General features: G+C 74.5%; 13 protein-coding genes. 8 read left to right on the top strand and 5 right to left on the bottom strand.

Features of this window, described 5'->3' with window-relative positions; all coding sequences use genetic code 11:
• Nucleotides 1-47: 47 nt before the first annotated feature.
• Complete coding sequence (locus ACFWBN_RS03025) at nt 48-947, top strand: hypothetical protein (RefSeq protein WP_385169586.1); 900 nt, start codon at nt 48-50, stop codon at nt 945-947.
• A 60-nt stretch (nt 948-1,007) separates the two neighbouring features.
• On the opposite strand, the gene ACFWBN_RS03020 is transcribed toward ACFWBN_RS03025, so the two are convergent.
• Nucleotides 1,008-3,314, bottom strand: a complete 2,307-nt coding sequence (locus tag ACFWBN_RS03020; protein WP_385169583.1) for an FtsX-like permease family protein — start codon at nt 3,312-3,314, stop codon at nt 1,008-1,010.
• A complete protein-coding gene (locus ACFWBN_RS03015) occupies nt 3,311-4,021 on the bottom strand; it encodes an ABC transporter ATP-binding protein (protein WP_385169580.1) in 711 nt (236 codons plus the stop codon). Before ACFWBN_RS03015 ends, ACFWBN_RS03020 begins: the two co-directional genes overlap by 4 nt.
• A gap of 133 nt (nt 4,022-4,154) precedes the next feature.
• Here ACFWBN_RS03015 and ACFWBN_RS03010 point away from each other — a divergent pair, with 133 nt between their 5' ends.
• Both ACFWBN_RS03010 and ACFWBN_RS03005 read left to right on the top strand, forming a co-directional pair.
• Nucleotides 4,155-5,168 (top strand): sensor histidine kinase, encoded by a 1,014-nt coding sequence (locus ACFWBN_RS03010; protein ID WP_385169577.1) that lies wholly within the window; start codon nt 4,155-4,157, stop codon nt 5,166-5,168.
• Nucleotides 5,169-5,248: 80 nt separating this feature from the next.
• Nucleotides 5,249-5,857, top strand: a complete 609-nt coding sequence (locus tag ACFWBN_RS03005) for a response regulator (protein ID WP_385169721.1) — start codon at nt 5,249-5,251, stop codon at nt 5,855-5,857.
• On the opposite strand, the gene ACFWBN_RS03000 is transcribed toward ACFWBN_RS03005, so the two are convergent.
• The 3 genes from ACFWBN_RS03000 to ACFWBN_RS02990 form a co-directional block, all read right to left on the bottom strand.
• Entirely contained in the window at nt 5,821-7,401 is a 1,581-nt protein-coding gene (locus ACFWBN_RS03000) for a hypothetical protein (RefSeq protein ID WP_385169574.1), read from the bottom strand. The two genes, ACFWBN_RS03005 and ACFWBN_RS03000, sit on opposite strands and share 37 nt — an antisense overlap.
• On the bottom strand, nt 7,398-8,315 hold the full coding sequence (locus ACFWBN_RS02995) for a LysR family transcriptional regulator (protein WP_385169572.1): 918 nt from the start codon (nt 8,313-8,315) through the stop codon (nt 7,398-7,400). Before ACFWBN_RS02995 ends, ACFWBN_RS03000 begins: the two co-directional genes overlap by 4 nt.
• A gap of 77 nt (nt 8,316-8,392) precedes the next feature.
• Nucleotides 8,393-9,139, bottom strand: a complete 747-nt coding sequence (locus ACFWBN_RS02990) for a GntR family transcriptional regulator (protein ID WP_385169569.1) — start codon at nt 9,137-9,139, stop codon at nt 8,393-8,395.
• Between the two features lie 226 nt (nt 9,140-9,365).
• On the opposite strand from ACFWBN_RS02990, the gene ACFWBN_RS02985 reads away from it, so the two are divergent.
• Genes ACFWBN_RS02985 through ACFWBN_RS02965 form a run of 5 tightly spaced genes read left to right on the top strand, consistent with a single transcriptional unit; the run spans nt 9,366 to nt 14,128 of the window.
• Complete coding sequence (locus ACFWBN_RS02985) at nt 9,366-10,523, top strand: ABC transporter substrate-binding protein (RefSeq protein WP_385169565.1); 1,158 nt, start codon at nt 9,366-9,368, stop codon at nt 10,521-10,523.
• A complete protein-coding gene (locus ACFWBN_RS02980; RefSeq protein WP_385169562.1) occupies nt 10,523-11,410 on the top strand; it encodes an ABC transporter permease in 888 nt (295 codons plus the stop codon). Before ACFWBN_RS02985 ends, ACFWBN_RS02980 begins: the two co-directional genes overlap by 1 nt.
• Complete coding sequence (locus ACFWBN_RS02975; protein WP_385169559.1) at nt 11,398-12,372, top strand: ABC transporter permease; 975 nt, start codon at nt 11,398-11,400, stop codon at nt 12,370-12,372. Before ACFWBN_RS02980 ends, ACFWBN_RS02975 begins: the two co-directional genes overlap by 13 nt.
• Nucleotides 12,373-12,377: 5 nt before the next feature.
• Nucleotides 12,378-13,472: an ABC transporter ATP-binding protein gene (locus ACFWBN_RS02970; RefSeq protein WP_385169555.1), complete on the top strand. Its 1,095-nt coding sequence runs from the start codon at nt 12,378-12,380 to the stop codon at nt 13,470-13,472.
• Nucleotides 13,469-14,128, top strand: coding sequence for an HAD family hydrolase (locus ACFWBN_RS02965; RefSeq protein ID WP_385169552.1), 660 nt, complete (start codon nt 13,469-13,471; stop codon nt 14,126-14,128). Before ACFWBN_RS02970 ends, ACFWBN_RS02965 begins: the two co-directional genes overlap by 4 nt.
• The last annotated feature ends 5 nt before the right edge of the window (nt 14,129-14,133 follow it).

The following is a 14,133-nucleotide window of genomic DNA, read 5'->3' as shown; positions in this document are numbered from 1 at the left end:
CCGTCTGCTGCGGAGGTCGCGCGCGGTGATGGCGGAGAGTGGGCCGGGTGGATGTGGACGAGGTCATCGACGCCCTGTACGCGCTGCCCCCGGGGCGGTTCACGGCCGGCCGCGACGAGGCGGCGGCCCGCGCCAAACGCGCCGGGGACCCGGCGTCGGGGAAGCGGATCGCGGGGCTCCGGCGTCCCACACTGGCGGCCTGGACGTCGAACACGCTGGTCCGGGCGAAGCCGGCGGAGGTCGAGCAGTTCCGCCAGCTGGGCCAGGCGCTGCGGGCGGCGCACCGGTCCCTGGACGGGGAGCAGTTGCGCGCCCTGTCCCACCAGCAGCACGTGGTCGTCGGGGCCCTGGCCCGGGAGGCGCAGCGGTTGGCCGAGGAGGCCGGGACGCCGGTCTCCGACACCGTGCGGCGCGAGGTCGGACAGATCCTCTACGCCGCGCTGGCCGATCCGGAAGCGGCCGAGGCCTGGGCATCCGGCCGGCTGGCCAAGGCCCCCGCCTTGCTGACGGAGTTCCCCGGCATCGACCCGGACGCCGTGCCGCCCGCCGTGCCGCCCGCCCCGCAGCGCGCGGCGCCGGCCGCGCCCGCGCCCGTACCGCGGCCCGAACCGGACCGGCGGCCAGACCCCCGGGTGGAGGCGGCCCGCGCCGCCGCCCATGACGCGGAGTGGGCCGCCACGGCCAGGGAGGACGAGCTGCGCGTGGCCGAGGAGGCACGGCAGCGGACGGTCGAGGCGGCCGCGGCCGCCGATGCCGAACTGGAACGCGCCCGGGCCGCCCGGGACCGCGCGTACGCCGCCGTGGCCGAGGCGGAGGAGCGGCACCGCGAGGCCGGCCGGACGGCCCGCGAGGCCCGGCGCGCCGCGAAGGCCGCCGGGCGCAGGCTGCGGGCCCTGGCGGGCGACGCGGCCGGCGAGACCGACGGCGGCGCAGGCGGTGGCGCCTGACTGGCCACCAGCCCACGGCCACCAGGTCACGGCCACCAGGCCCCGGTCACCCCGTCGCGGCTACTCGGTGTGCAGCACCGAGGCGATCGTCATGCGCGCCGCCGACCGGGCCGGGACCAGGGCGCCCAGGACGGCGATCGCCACGCCCGCCAGCAGCATCGCGGCCAGCTCCGGCGCGTGCCACACGTCCTTCATGGACTCGGGGAACTCGACCACCCCGACGTTGTCCACGACCAGCCGGTGCGCCAGCATCCCGAGCGGAATCCCGAGCAGTCCGCCGACCACCCCGAGCCCGGCCACCGAGGTCACGGTCATCACCACCACCTGGCGGGGCGTCATGCCGATGGACTTGAGCATGCCCAGGTCCCGGCGGCGCTCACGGGTGTTCAGCAGGACGGTGTTGAAGACGCCGAGGGAGGCGACGAGGGTCAGCAGCACGGTGAACACCGTGGAGAAGGTGACGACGGTGATGGTGGCGGCGTTCCCGCCGTCCTCCACGGACACGGAGAGCCCGGGGTCGGTCGCTTCGACGGCCGCCGCGTAGGCCTCCGCGTCGGCTCCGGGGGAGAGGCGGACGTAGTACTCGATGGCGCGGGACCCCGGCGCCAGCTGCTCGAGGGTCTCCCAGGTGGTGTCCAGGGACCGTGCGTTGCCGGCGGTCTGCCTGCCGACGATGGTCGTGGGGACCTGCCTGCCGTCCAGCTCCAGGGTGACCCGGTCACCGATCCGCAGTCCGCGCTGGGCGAGGAACGCCGGCCCGGCCGCGATCTCCCCCGCCGCGCCCGGCAGGCGGCCCTCGACGATCTCGTAGGCGTACGAGGAGTCGTTCCCGCGGTAGAAGTTGGCGAAGGCGGGCTGGGTCTGCCCGACCAGGCCCACTTCGGCCAACCCGCGGGCCCGTACGTGCCGTGCGCCAGGGAGAGACCGCAGCCGTTCCTCGATCTGCGCGTCGCCGAGCAGGGGAGGGGGCCGGTCGCCGGCCCCGTCCGCGTGCACCAGGACATGCGCGCCGCCGTCGCCCCGTCCGGCACTGCCCATCGCGAGCATCGTGCTGGTCAGCCCGGTCGACAGCGTCACCGTGGTGACCCCCAGGACGATGGCCGCCATGGTCAGGAGCGTACGGCCGGGCCGGGCGAACGGCTGGCCCAGGCCCAGGCTGACCGGGCGCGGCAGTTCGGTGAAGCCCAGCACCCGCTGGACGCGCAGCCCGCGCCCGGGCCGGGGCGCGCCACCCGCGCTGATCGCCTGGGCGGCCGACAGCCGGTGCGCCCGCAGGGCGGGGACCAGTGCGGCGAGCAGGACGAGGGCGGGCATGCCCACGAGGCAGACGGCGTACACCCACCACGGGACGGTCCCGACGGAGGCCCGGCCCGTCTCGATGCCGGAGAAGGAGACCTTGAGGATGGGCCCGGCCAGCGCTCTGCCCAGCAGGGTGCCGAGGACGCCGCCGACGACCGCGGGCACGGACATCATCGTGAGGTAGACGGCGACCACCTGGTTCGGGGTGAAGCCCAGCGCCTTGAGCACGCCGATGTGCCGGTATCCGGAGACCACCGCCCCGCTGACCACGTTTCCGACGATCAAGGCGGAGACCAGGAGGCCGAGGACGCCGAAGAGCGACATGAAGGGGAGATAGGCGTCGGCCAGCGCGGAGAAGGCCTGCTTGATCGTGAGGTAGCTCTGGGTGTTGGTCAGTGACTCCCCGGGCAGCTCCGCCGTCGCCCCGGCGAGCCCGGCGCGCAGCTGCGCCTCGGTCGAGGAGTCCGCGAAGCGGTAGAGCATCTGGGCGGAGGCCGGACGCAGCGCGTTCACCTGGTCGGGCGTGACCCAGGCACCCGCGGACTTGCTCATGCTGTTGGCGAATCCGACGACGGTCAGGGGCGGGGCGTCGGGAACCGCGAGCTTCGTGCCGAGCAGTTTCGCGTAGGGGGAGCCGTCGAAGGCCCAGTTGACGACGATCTCGCCGGGTGCGGTGGCCCACCGGCCCTGCAGGATCTCGATGCGGTCGACGGGTCCCGCCGGATCGGCCCGGCCCACCACCGTGAGGGAGCCGCCGGGCTTCCCGAGCCAGCCCTTGGGAGTGGCGACGACGGCCTGTCCGAAGGGCCCGGCGGCCGCTTCCACGCCCGGCCGCCCCGCGGTCCGCGCCAGCTGGGCCTCCGTCACCTTCGCGGTGTCGAAGGACGCCACCACGTGCGCGCCGCGCTGGACGGCGTACGCCTTGTCGAACGGCTCCGAGGCGGCGGCGAGCACACCCAGCGCGAGCAGCACGGTCGTGGTGGAGCACAGGACGACCAGCCCGATGACGAACGTCTGGACCCGGCGGCGCTTCACGGCCGCGCGCGAGGCCCTCCACACGGCGCTCACGCGGTCGCCTCCAGGGTGCTCTCGCGGGCCACCCGGCCGTCGGCCATCTCGACCAGCCGGCCGGCGCAGCGCGTGGCCAGGTGCCGGTCGTGGGTGACGATCAGCAGGGTCTGGCCGATCTGGTTGAGGTCGATCAGCAGGTCCATCACCTGCTCGCCCGAGCGGCTGTCGAGGGCGCCCGTCGGCTCGTCCGCCAGCAGCAGCGCCGGACGGTTCATCAATGCCCGGGCCACGGCGACGCGTTGGCGCTCGCCGCCGCTGAGCGTCGCCGGATAGCTGTTGCGGCGGTCGGCCACGCCCAGTTCGTCGAGGAGTTCGAGGGCCCGGCGGCGCGCCTGCCGGGCCGAGGTGCCGGTCAACTGGGCGGCGAGCGACACGTTGTCGAGGGCCGGCAGGTCGTCGATGAGGTTGAAGAACTGGAAGATCATGCCGACGTTCCGGCGCCGGAAGAGGGCCAGCCCGGTCTCGTCGAGCTGCCCCAGGTCCTGGCCGTGCACCTCGACCAGGCCCGACGTCGGGCGGTCCAGGCCGGCCGCCATGTTGAGGAGGGTGGACTTGCCGCAGCCCGAGGGCCCCATCACGGCCACCGCCTCGCCGGCCCGGATCTCCAGCGACAGGCCGTCCAGGGCCTTCGCGTCGCCGTACTCCTTGTGCACGCTCTCCAGCCGCACCACCGGGTGTCCCGCACTTCCGCGATCAGTTGTCATGGTCCGAACCTATGGCGATGCCCGCGGACCCCGCGTCAACCCCCCGATGTAACCGTCCGGGCAGGTCATCCTGGGGATGTACGCGGCCCGTCCGGCAGAATGACATCCGGACACACGGGGTGGGGAGTTGAAGGTGGCGCTGATCATCGCGGTGGCCGCCGCGTGCGCGGCGGCGGCCGTGGCGGGCGGGCTGGGGGTGGCCCTGCTGCGCACGCGGCGCGGGCACCGGGCGGCACTGGAGGAACGCGGCTGGCTGCTGGAACGGGAGCGCGAGAGCGCGGCCCGTACCGCCGTCGACGCCGAACGGGCCAGGATCGCGGCCGAACTCCACGACATCGTCAGCCACAACGTGAGCCTGATGGTGGTCCAGGCCGGCGCCGCCCGCGAGGTGCTGGGCACCATGCCGGAGGAGGCCGCGGCGGCGATGGGCGCCGTGGAGACCGCCGGGCGCACCACGATGACCGAACTGCGGCACCTGCTCGGGCTGCTCGCGCCCGCGCAGGACGGCGTGGACGAGCCGTACGAGTCCTCCGCCGGGGCCGCGGGGAGCGGTACGCAGCTCGCGCCCCAGCCGAGCATGGGCCGGCTGACCCCGCTGATCGACAGGTTCGCCTTCGCCGGTCTGCCGGTGGAGGTGCGCATCTCGGGGGAGCCGCGGCCGCTGCCGGCCGGGATCGACGTGACGGCGTACCGGATCATCCAGGAGGCGCTGACCAATGCGCTCAAGCACGGAGCAGGGGGCAAGGTGGAGGTGACGGTGCGGTACGCGGACCACGCGCTGCGGGTGGAGGTGCTCACCAGCGGACCGAGCGGACCGAGCGGACCGAGCGGGCCGAGCGGACCGAGCGGACCGGGGGCCTTGCGGTCGGGCCCGACGGACCAGGCCGGACCCGTCGGACCGGCAGCGTCGGCGGGAGAGGCGGGAGACGCGGGAGCGGCGGGGATCGCGGAGGGTGTCGGCGGCGGGGCCGGGGGGTGGCGGCCCGGGCGGGCCGCGGCCAAGCCGAAGGCCAAGGCCGAGGGCGCCGGGCGCGGGCTGCTCGGCCTGCGCGAGCGCGTCGCCGTCTACGGCGGCGACTTCGACGCCCGCCGCCGCCTCGGCGGCGGCTACCGGGTGCGCGCCCGCCTCCCCCTGGACCGGCCGTGAGCGCCCCCGCCGGGCCCGAGGTGCCCGCGCCCCGCGTGGTGATCGCCGACGACCAGGAGCTCGTCCGCACCGGCTTCCGGATGATCCTCACCGCCCGCGGGATCGACGTGGTCGGCGTCGCCGCCGACGGGCTGGAGGCCGTCGCCGAAGTGCGCCGGCTGCGCCCCGACGTGGTCCTGCTCGACATCCGGATGCCCAACCTGGACGGGCTGGAAGCCGCCCGGCGGATCCTCGCCGAGTTCCCCGGCACCCGGGTGATCATGCTGACCACCTTCGACCTCGACACGTACGTCTACGCCGCCCTCGCCGCCGGAGCCAGCGGCTTCCTGCTCAAGGACGTCACCCCCGAGCACCTCGCCAACGCCGTCCGGCTGGTCGGCACCGGCGACGCCCTGCTCGCGCCCTCCATCACCCGCCGCCTGGTGGAGCGCTGCGCCCCCGGTGCGGAGCGGGTCGCCACGGCCGCCACCCATCGCGAACTCGCCGCCCTGACCCCGCGCGAGCGCGAGGTGCTGACCCTGATGGGCCACGGACGCTCCAACGCCGAGCTGGCACAGGAGCTGACCCTCAGCGAGGCCACCGTGAAGACCCACGTGGCCCGGATCTTCGCGAAGCTGCAGCTGCGCGACCGGGCCCAGGCCGTGGTCCTCGCCTACGAGACGGGGCTGGTCACCCCCGGCTCCGGGTAGCGGGCGATCAGGTCCTCCATCACGGCCACCGGGAGCGCGGGGTTGGCCGCCGCGGCCTCGGCGAGCCCCTCGTCGGGGCCCGTCAGCAGTTCCACGAGCAGCGCGGGCGGCAGCGCCGGGTGGGCGGCGGCGAGCGGACCCGCCTTCGGATCGGCCAGGCAGGGCCGCAGCGCCTCGGCGGTGGCGTGCGGATGGCCGGCTATCACCCGCAGGGCCTTGGGTACGGGCGGCTCACGGCGGGCGAGTTCGACCAGCAGCGCCCCCGGCGCGTCGGGGTTGGCGGCCACCCGGGCGGCCACGCGGTCTCCGTGGGCCGCCACCACGGAGCGCAGCTGCTGCTCCGAGAGCCCCGGGTGCGGGGCGAGGGACGCGGCCACCGCCGCGTCCGGGTCGGCGGCCAGTGCGTCGCGCAACTCCGGTGGCAGGTCGTGGCGTTGGGCCACGAGCTTGCGTACCGCCGCGTGGGGCGAGGCGGCCAGTCCGGCCAGCTCGCCGGGGGAGGCCGCGGCGATCCGGGGCAGCAGTGCCGTGCCGATCCGGGTGGTGTGGGCGAGCCGGGCCAGCACGTCGAGCGGCAGGTCGGGGTGGTGGACGAGGGCGCGGCGGATTTCCGGTCCCGGGTCGGCGGCGAGGGTGCGCACGAGTTCCTCGCCGATGGCGGGATTCCCTGCGACGGCTTCCCGGACGCCGGGTACGGGATCCTGCGCGAGCCGGGCGTAGAGCTCCTGCGGCAGGTCGGACCGTTCGGCCAGGGTCCACCGCACGATCGTCGAGGGATCACCGACGAGGGCGGCCGCCGCGGCGGCGGGCGTCGCAGGGTTGCGCACCACCCAAGCGCGGATCTCACCGAGGGTGGACTCGTGCGCACCGGCGCAGGAGGCGCCGGGCCGCAACTGGCGCTCCGGCACCGGGCTCGGGTCCCACGGGTGGTGCGTGAACGTGGTGTCCTCGCCGTCGCAGACCAGGCAGGACTCGGCCGGGGCGAGGCCCTCGCCGGTGATCAGGGCGGCGAGGGCCGCGGGCGCCACGGCCTCGTTGAGGCAGGACGTGCGGCGCACCTCCGCGTGCGGGTGGCGGGCGAGGCGGGTGGCGGCCTCCGCCCTGGTCCACAGGGCGAGTTCGGCGACGACACCGGTGTCCGGGTCGGCGGCGAGCGTCTCCACGACGTCCGCCGGCAGGCCCGGGCAGGAAGCCAGCCTCCACCGGACCCGGGGATCGGGGTGCGCGGCGAGGAAGCGGGCCCACTCGGGCCGGCCGGTCCCCGAGTCGAGGAGTGCGACGGCGACGGCGGGGGAGGCCGCCGGATCGACGTCGTCGGGGTCGAGCTGCCCGCCGTACGCCAGTTTGATCGCCGTGCTCTCCTCCCGGGCGGCGAGCGCCCGCGCCTGCGCGCGCCCGAGATCGACGCGGGAGGACAGCTCGAACTCCAGTGCGTCGGCGGCGTCGTCCTGCGTGCCCCACGCCACCGCCAGCGCCACCAGCCGGTCGAGGAGCGCGGACGGCAGCGCCGGATTGGCGGCGAGCCCGTTCAGGAGGTGGTTCACGGGCGGACTCCGTCCCCCGCCGAGGCGGCGGCAGTGGTCAGGGCTCGGGTGAGGGCCTCGGCGTAGGGGTGCGGGCGGCGCCGGCGCGGGATGGCGACCCCGATGTGCCGGGCGGGGCGCGGCGGTTCGGCGCGGACCACCACCAGCCCGGGTGCCGGGGCCAGCGACACGTGCGGCACCAGGGACACCCCGACACCGGCCGCGACCAGGGTCTGCGCGAAGAAGTAGTCGGTGGTGGACGCCCCTACCCGCAGGTCGAAGCCCGCGAGGTCCGCGTAACGGCGCAGGAACGCCTCCGTCTTGAGGCAGCCGAGCACCCACCGGTCCCCGCCCAGCTCGGCCGGGCTCAGCGCGGCCCGGCCGGCGAGCCGGTGCCCGCGCGGCAGGACCAGCCACAGCGGATCCTCCATCAGCGGCACCCAGTCGAGCCCCGGCCGCATGCCCGGCTCGACCGGCGGCGGCCCGTCGAAGTGGTAGGCCAGCGCGAGGTCGGCGGCGCCCGCGCGCACCAGCGGCACGGCGTGCTCCGGTTCGCTCTGCCGCACCGTCAGCTCCACCTCCGGGTGTTCGGCCACGAACAGGGACAGCGCCTCGGGCAGCAGGTGCCGGCCCCCGCTGGTGAAGGTGGCGATCGTCAGCCGCGGCCGCGGCGCGGTGAGCCGGTCGATCGCGTGGCGTACCTGGTCCAGTTCGGCGGATATCGTCTCCGCCGCCTCCACCAGCAGCCGCCCGGGCTCGGTCAGCGTGACCCCGCGGGTGCTGCGCACCGCCACCGGGTGGCCGAGCGAGCGCTCCAGCGCGGCGATGTGCTGGGAAACGGCCGACGGGGTCAGGAGCAGGGCCCCGGCCGCCTTGTTGAAGCTGCCGTGCTCGGCCACGGCCCGCAGGATGCGCAGCCGCTGCACGTCGATCATCAGTCTTCCTTCACGCCCGTTCAGCCGATCATCAGTTCTGCCGGGGACAGTACAGCGGCCCGGGCGGGCGCCGTCCGTCAGCCCTCGCCGGTGCGCCGTTCCAAGGGTGTTGCTACTGAAGAGTTGCTCACACTGAAGGTGACGCTGCCGGCCCGGAAACGGTCGTCGGACCACTCGATCGGACGACCGGTCGCCGTCGCGGAGACGTGCCGCTGGCGCAGCAGCGGGCTGCCCCGCCGGATCTCCAGGAGCCGGGCGTCCTCGCTGCCGGCGGCGAGGGCGTCGATGAGGTGTTCGCCGTGGTGGGCGACGATGCCGGAGCCCTCGGCGAGGCTGTTCATGACGGAGCGGCAGTCCGCGGGCAGTGCCTCGACGGCTGCCGCGACCCAGTCGGCGTAGGCGGTCCGCTCCACCATGGTGGGCTCCCCGTCGAGGAGGCGCAGCCGCAGTACGGCCAGGACCTCCGTGCCCGGGGCCAGTTCGAGCCGGTCCGCCTCCTCGGCCGTGGCCGGCCGGCGGATCCGGGACAGGAACAGACCGCCCGCCTCGTGCCCGACCCCTTCGGCCCACTGGGCGAAGCTGTTCAGCTCGCCGAAGCTGTGCCGGCGCTCGTGGCGCAGCACGATCCTGCGCGCACCCTGCCGGGAGCCGATCAGCCCCTCCGCGGCGAGGGTGGCGACGGCCTGCCGGACCGTCCCGCGCGAGGCGGACCAGCGCGCGGCGAGATCGCTCTCCGAGGGCAGCTGCGCGCCCACCGGGAGCTCGCCGGAGAGGATCGCCCGCCGCAGCTCCTCGGCGATCTCCAGATACCGGACCGTGCCCATGCCGTTGCCCCCTGTCGCGGTGCGGCCGGTGCGGCCGATTCCCTTCGCATGCTCTTCCCATGATCATTCCAGCAGGTTCCGGCGGTTCTTCCCCCGCCGTCCTCGTGTCTTCGTCGGGCCGTGCTCCCGGGGACAGGCGCCGTTCACCGTCCGTACAGCGGGCCCGGGCGAACTGGAGCCAACTTGTTCAGACAAGTGATTCCCCCCTTAGTCTCCGGGAGAGACCGTGCTCCGTTCCTCCGCCCGTCGCGGTGCGGCCGTACTGCTCAGCGCCGCCGTCCTCACCACACTGAGTGCGTGTGGCGCCGCACCCGACCCGAAGTCCGCCGGGGAGGCCAAGAACGGCGCCCAGCCCGGCGCCGCCGCCTCGGTGGCCGACTTCGGCTCGATGGAGGCCCTCGTCGCCGCCGCGCAGAAGGAGGGCCGGCTCAACGTGATCGCGCTGCCGCCGGACTGGGCGAACTACGGCGAGATCATCAAGGCCTTCGAGGCCAAGTACAAGATCAAGGTCAACAGCGAGAACCCGGACGCCTCCAGCGCCGACGAGATCGCCGCCGTCAAGTCCCGCAAGGGCCAGAAGCGCGCCCCCGACGTCATGGACCTCGGCATCGCCTTCGCCCGCAGCGGCGCCGCGGAGAACCTGTTCGCCCCGTACAAGGTCACCGCGTGGGACAAGATCCCGGACTCGCAGAAGGACGCCGACGGCCGCTGGTACAACGACTACGGCGGCTACGTCTCCATCGGCTGCGACGCCGCCAGGATCCCCACCTGCCCGCAGACCTTCGCCGACCTCCAGAAGCCCGAGTACAAGGGCAAGGTCGCCCTCAACGGCAATCCCACCAAGTCCGGTTCGGCCTTCGGCGGCGTGTACGCGGCGGCCCTCGCCAACAAGGGCTCCTTCGCCGACATCCAGCCGGGCATCGACTTCTTCGGGCAGCTGAAGAAGAGCGGCAACTTCATCCCCGTCGAGTCCACCCCGGCCACCGTCGAGAAGGGCGAGACGCCCATCTCCATCGACTGGGACTACCTGAACGCCGGCTACGCCGAGCAGTTCAAGGGCAAGGGCGTCGACTGGAAGGTCGCCATCCCCACCGACGGCGTCTTCGCCCAGTTCTACTCGCAGGCCATCAACAAGGAGGCCCCGAACCCGGCGGCCGCCCGCCTGTGGATGGAGTTCCTCTACAGCGCCGAGGGTCAGAACCTCTGGCTGAAGGGCCACGCCCGCCCGGTCCTGCTCCCCTCGATGACCCAGGACGGTACGGTCGACAAGACGGCCGTCGCCACGCTTCCGCAGGTCACGGGTACGCCCACCTTCCCGGCCTCCACGGAGCTCGACAAGGCCAAGGCCACCCTCGCCGAGAAGTGGGACAAGGCCCTCTCCTGATGCCCACCACCCTCCCCGGGGCTGCCGGCGGCACCCGCCGCCGGCAGCGCGGCCCGCGCACCTGGCTCGCCGCCCTCCCGCTCCTCGCCTTCACCGGGCTCTGCTTCGGCATCCCGCTCGGCGCCATCGCCTTCGGCGCGGTCACCCGCACCGACCCGGAAAACGGCGCCACCCGCCTCACCGGCGAGCACCTCGCGCGCTCCCTCCAGGGCCCGTACCTCGGCTCCCTCATCGGCAGCGTCCAGCTCTCCGCCCTCACCGCACTGATCGGCGGAGCCCTCGGCGTCCTCATCGCCCAGGCCGTGGTCACCTCCCGCTCCCAGGCCCTGCGCAGCGCGGCGCTGACCGCCTCGGGCGTGCTCGCCAACTTCGGCGGCGTCCCGCTCGCGTTCGCGTTCATCGCCACCGTAGGGATCTCCGGAGTGGTCACCCAGCTCGCCGATCTCGGCAGCCTCGGCTGGAACCTCTACTCCTTCACCGGGCTCGCCGTCGTCTACCTGTACTTCCTGATCCCGCTCATGGTGCTGGTGATCGCCCCGGCGCTGGAGGGACTGCGCCCGCAATGGCGCGAGGCCGCCCAGAACAGCGGGGCCACCGGATGGCAGTTCTGGCGCCACGTCGGCCTGCCGGTGCTCGCGCCCTCCCTGCTCGGCGGGTTCGTACTGCTCTTCGGCACCGCCTTCGCCGCGCACGCCACGGCCGCGGCCCTCGTCGGCGGTTCCGTCCCGCTGGTCACGCTCAAGATCGCGGACGCGCTCTCGGGCAACGTGCTCACCGGCCAGGAGAACGTGGCGCTCGCCCTCGGCCTCGACATGATCCTGATCGCCGGCCTGGTCATGGCGGTCTACCTGCCCCTCCAGCGACGGAGCGCCCGATGGCTGCGATGACCCCGACCACCCCGCCCGGCCGGGCCGATGCGCCGTCGCAGGTCGCGCCGGGTTCGCCGGTCCCGCCCGTCCGGCCTTCCGGAGTCCCGGCCGAGCACGCCCCTGCGGCCCCGCGAGGCAGCCGGCGCCGCAGGCCCGTCTGGCGCGGAGCCGTCCTGACGCTGGCGGGCGCGTACTTCCTGCTCCCGCTCCTCGCCTCCTTCGTCTTCACCGTGCACGTGCCCGGCCAGGGGATCTCCTTCGCGGCCTACACCGAGCTGCTCGGCGCCGACGGGTTCACCGAGAGCCTGCTCCTCTCCCTCTCCCTGGCCGCCGCGACCATCGTGCTGTCGCTGCTGCTCGCCGTGCCCGCGCTGGTCGCCGTACGCATCGGCTCCCCGCGGCTGCGCCCGGTCGTCGAGGTGATGTGCATGCTGCCGCTGGTGGTGCCGCCGATCGCCCTGGTCACCGGGATCACCACCGTGCTGCGCTGGGGACCGGAACACCTGTCGCGGACCCCGCTCTACCAGACCTTCCTCGCCGTCCAGAACGAGCGGTTCCCCGTCGTCCTGGTCCTCGCCTACACCGTGCTGGCGCTGCCCTTCGTCTACCGCTCGCTCGACGCCGGCCTGCGCGCCGTCGACGTGCCCACCCTCGTCGAGGCGGCCCGCAGCTGCGGTGCGAGCTGGCCGTACGTGGTCCTGCGCGTGCTGCTGCCCAACCTGCGGGCCTCGATCGCCGGCGCCGCCTTCCTCACCCTGGCCCTGGTGCTCGGCGAGTTCACCATCGCCTCCCTCCTCGGCTTCCAGCCCTTCGCGGTGTGGATCGTCACGATCTCCGGAGCCCAGGCCCGGATGTCGGTGGCCGTGTCCATCCTCAGCCTCCTGATCACCTGGCTGCTGCTGCTCGCCCTCTCCCGGGCCGGGACCACCCCGGCCACGGCCGCCGCCGCACCCGCCACCACCTCCCGCAAGGAGTCCTGACCTCCATGTCCACCACCCTTCCCGCCGCCAGGAAGGCCGCGGAGTCCCCGCAGCCGGTGGGTGCGCGCGTCGAATTCCGCGGCCTGCGCCGGGCGTTCGGCTCCACCGTCGCCCTCGACGGCCTCGACCTGACCGTCGAGCCCGGCGAACTGCTCGCCCTCCTCGGCCCGTCGGGCTGCGGCAAGACCACCGCCCTGCGCGTCGTCGCCGGCTTCGAGCAGCCCGACTCCGGCGAGGTCCTGGTCGACGGACAGGACATCACGCGGGTCCCGGCCAACCGCCGGGACGCCGGCATGGTCTTCCAGTCGTACAGCCTCTTCCCGAACCTCAACGCCCGCGACAACGTCGCCTTCGGCCTGCGCGTGCGCAAGGTCGGCGCGGCCCAGCGCCGCGAGCGGGCCGCCGAACTCCTCGACCTGGTGGGCCTGCCCGACCACGGCGACCGCTTCCCGCACCAGATGTCCGGCGGCCAGCAGCAGCGCGTCGCGCTCGCCCGCGCCCTGGCCCTGCGCCCGAGCGTGCTCCTGCTGGACGAGCCGCTCTCCGCGCTCGACGCGAAGGTAAGGTCCAACCTGCGCGAGGAGATCCGCAGGCTCCAGCTCAGCCTGGGCATCACCACCGTCTTCGTCACCCACGACCAGGAGGAGGCGCTGTCCATGGCCGACCGCGTGGCCGTCCTGAACGCCGGGAAGCTGGAACAGTGCGCCGCCCCGGCCGAGTTGTACGAGCGCCCCGCGACGCCCTTCGTCGCCGAGTTCGTCGGCACCATGAACCGGCTGCCCGGGCGGCTCGCCGGCTCCGGCCTGGTCGAGGTGGCCGGGGTCCGGCTGCCGGTGGACGGCCCGGTGCCCGCGACTGCGGACGTGGAGGTCCTCGTCCGCCCCGAGAGCGTGACGGCCACCGCCGACGAGGCGGGCGAGGCCACCGTCGTCTCCGCCTCCTTCTTCGGCGCGGTCACCCGCCTCCACCTCGAACTGCCCGGCGGCGTACAGGTCAAGGCCGACCTGCCCTCGCGGGACGCCGGAGCCCTCGTCCCGGGCGCCCGGGCCACCGTGGGCCTCGCCGAGCGGCCCGTACTCGTCGTGGCCCGGACCGCATGAGCGCGCTCGGCGCGGTCCTGTTCGACATGGACGGCACCCTCGTGGACACCGAGGTGCTGTGGTGGCGCACCACCGAGGAGATAGCCGACGGCCTCGGCCACCGGCTCACCGACGCGGACGCGCCGGAGGTGGTCGGCCGCGCCGTGGAGGACACCGCCGCCCACCTCGTACGGGTCTCGGGCGGGGGAGACCCGTACGAGGTGGGGGCGGCCCTCACCGAGAGCTTCTTCCGCCGGGTGCAGGCGGGCGCGCCGATGCGGCCCGGCGCCCAGCGGCTGCTGACCGCGCTGGAGGCGGAGGGCGTGCCCTTCGCCCTGGTCAGCGCCTCGCCGCGGATGGTCGTCGACTCGGTGGTCGGCGGCTCCCTGGCCCATGTCCCCTTCGCCTTCACGCTGTCCGCCGACGACACCGTACGGACCAAGCCGCACCCGGACCCCTACGCGGCGGCCGCCGGACGGCTGGGCCTCGTACCGCAGGCGTGCGTGGCGGTGGAGGACTCGCCGGACGGCGCGGCCTCAGCGGAGGCCGCCGGATGCGGGGTCCTGGTGGTCCCGTCGCTGCTGGCGGTCCCGGCCTCGCCGCCGCGGACCTTCGCCGCGTCCCTGGAGGACGTCACTCCGGCGCTGCTGCGGGGCTGCGCGCGGCCGCCCGTGTGAAACCG

Origin of the sequence: Streptomyces sp. NPDC059989, from assembly GCF_042736975.1 — a bacterium.
In the GTDB taxonomy this organism is placed as follows: domain Bacteria; phylum Actinomycetota; class Actinomycetes; order Streptomycetales; family Streptomycetaceae; genus Streptomyces.
Note: the sequence above shows the minus strand (reverse complement) of the source record. Positions and strands in the feature narration are given on the sequence as shown.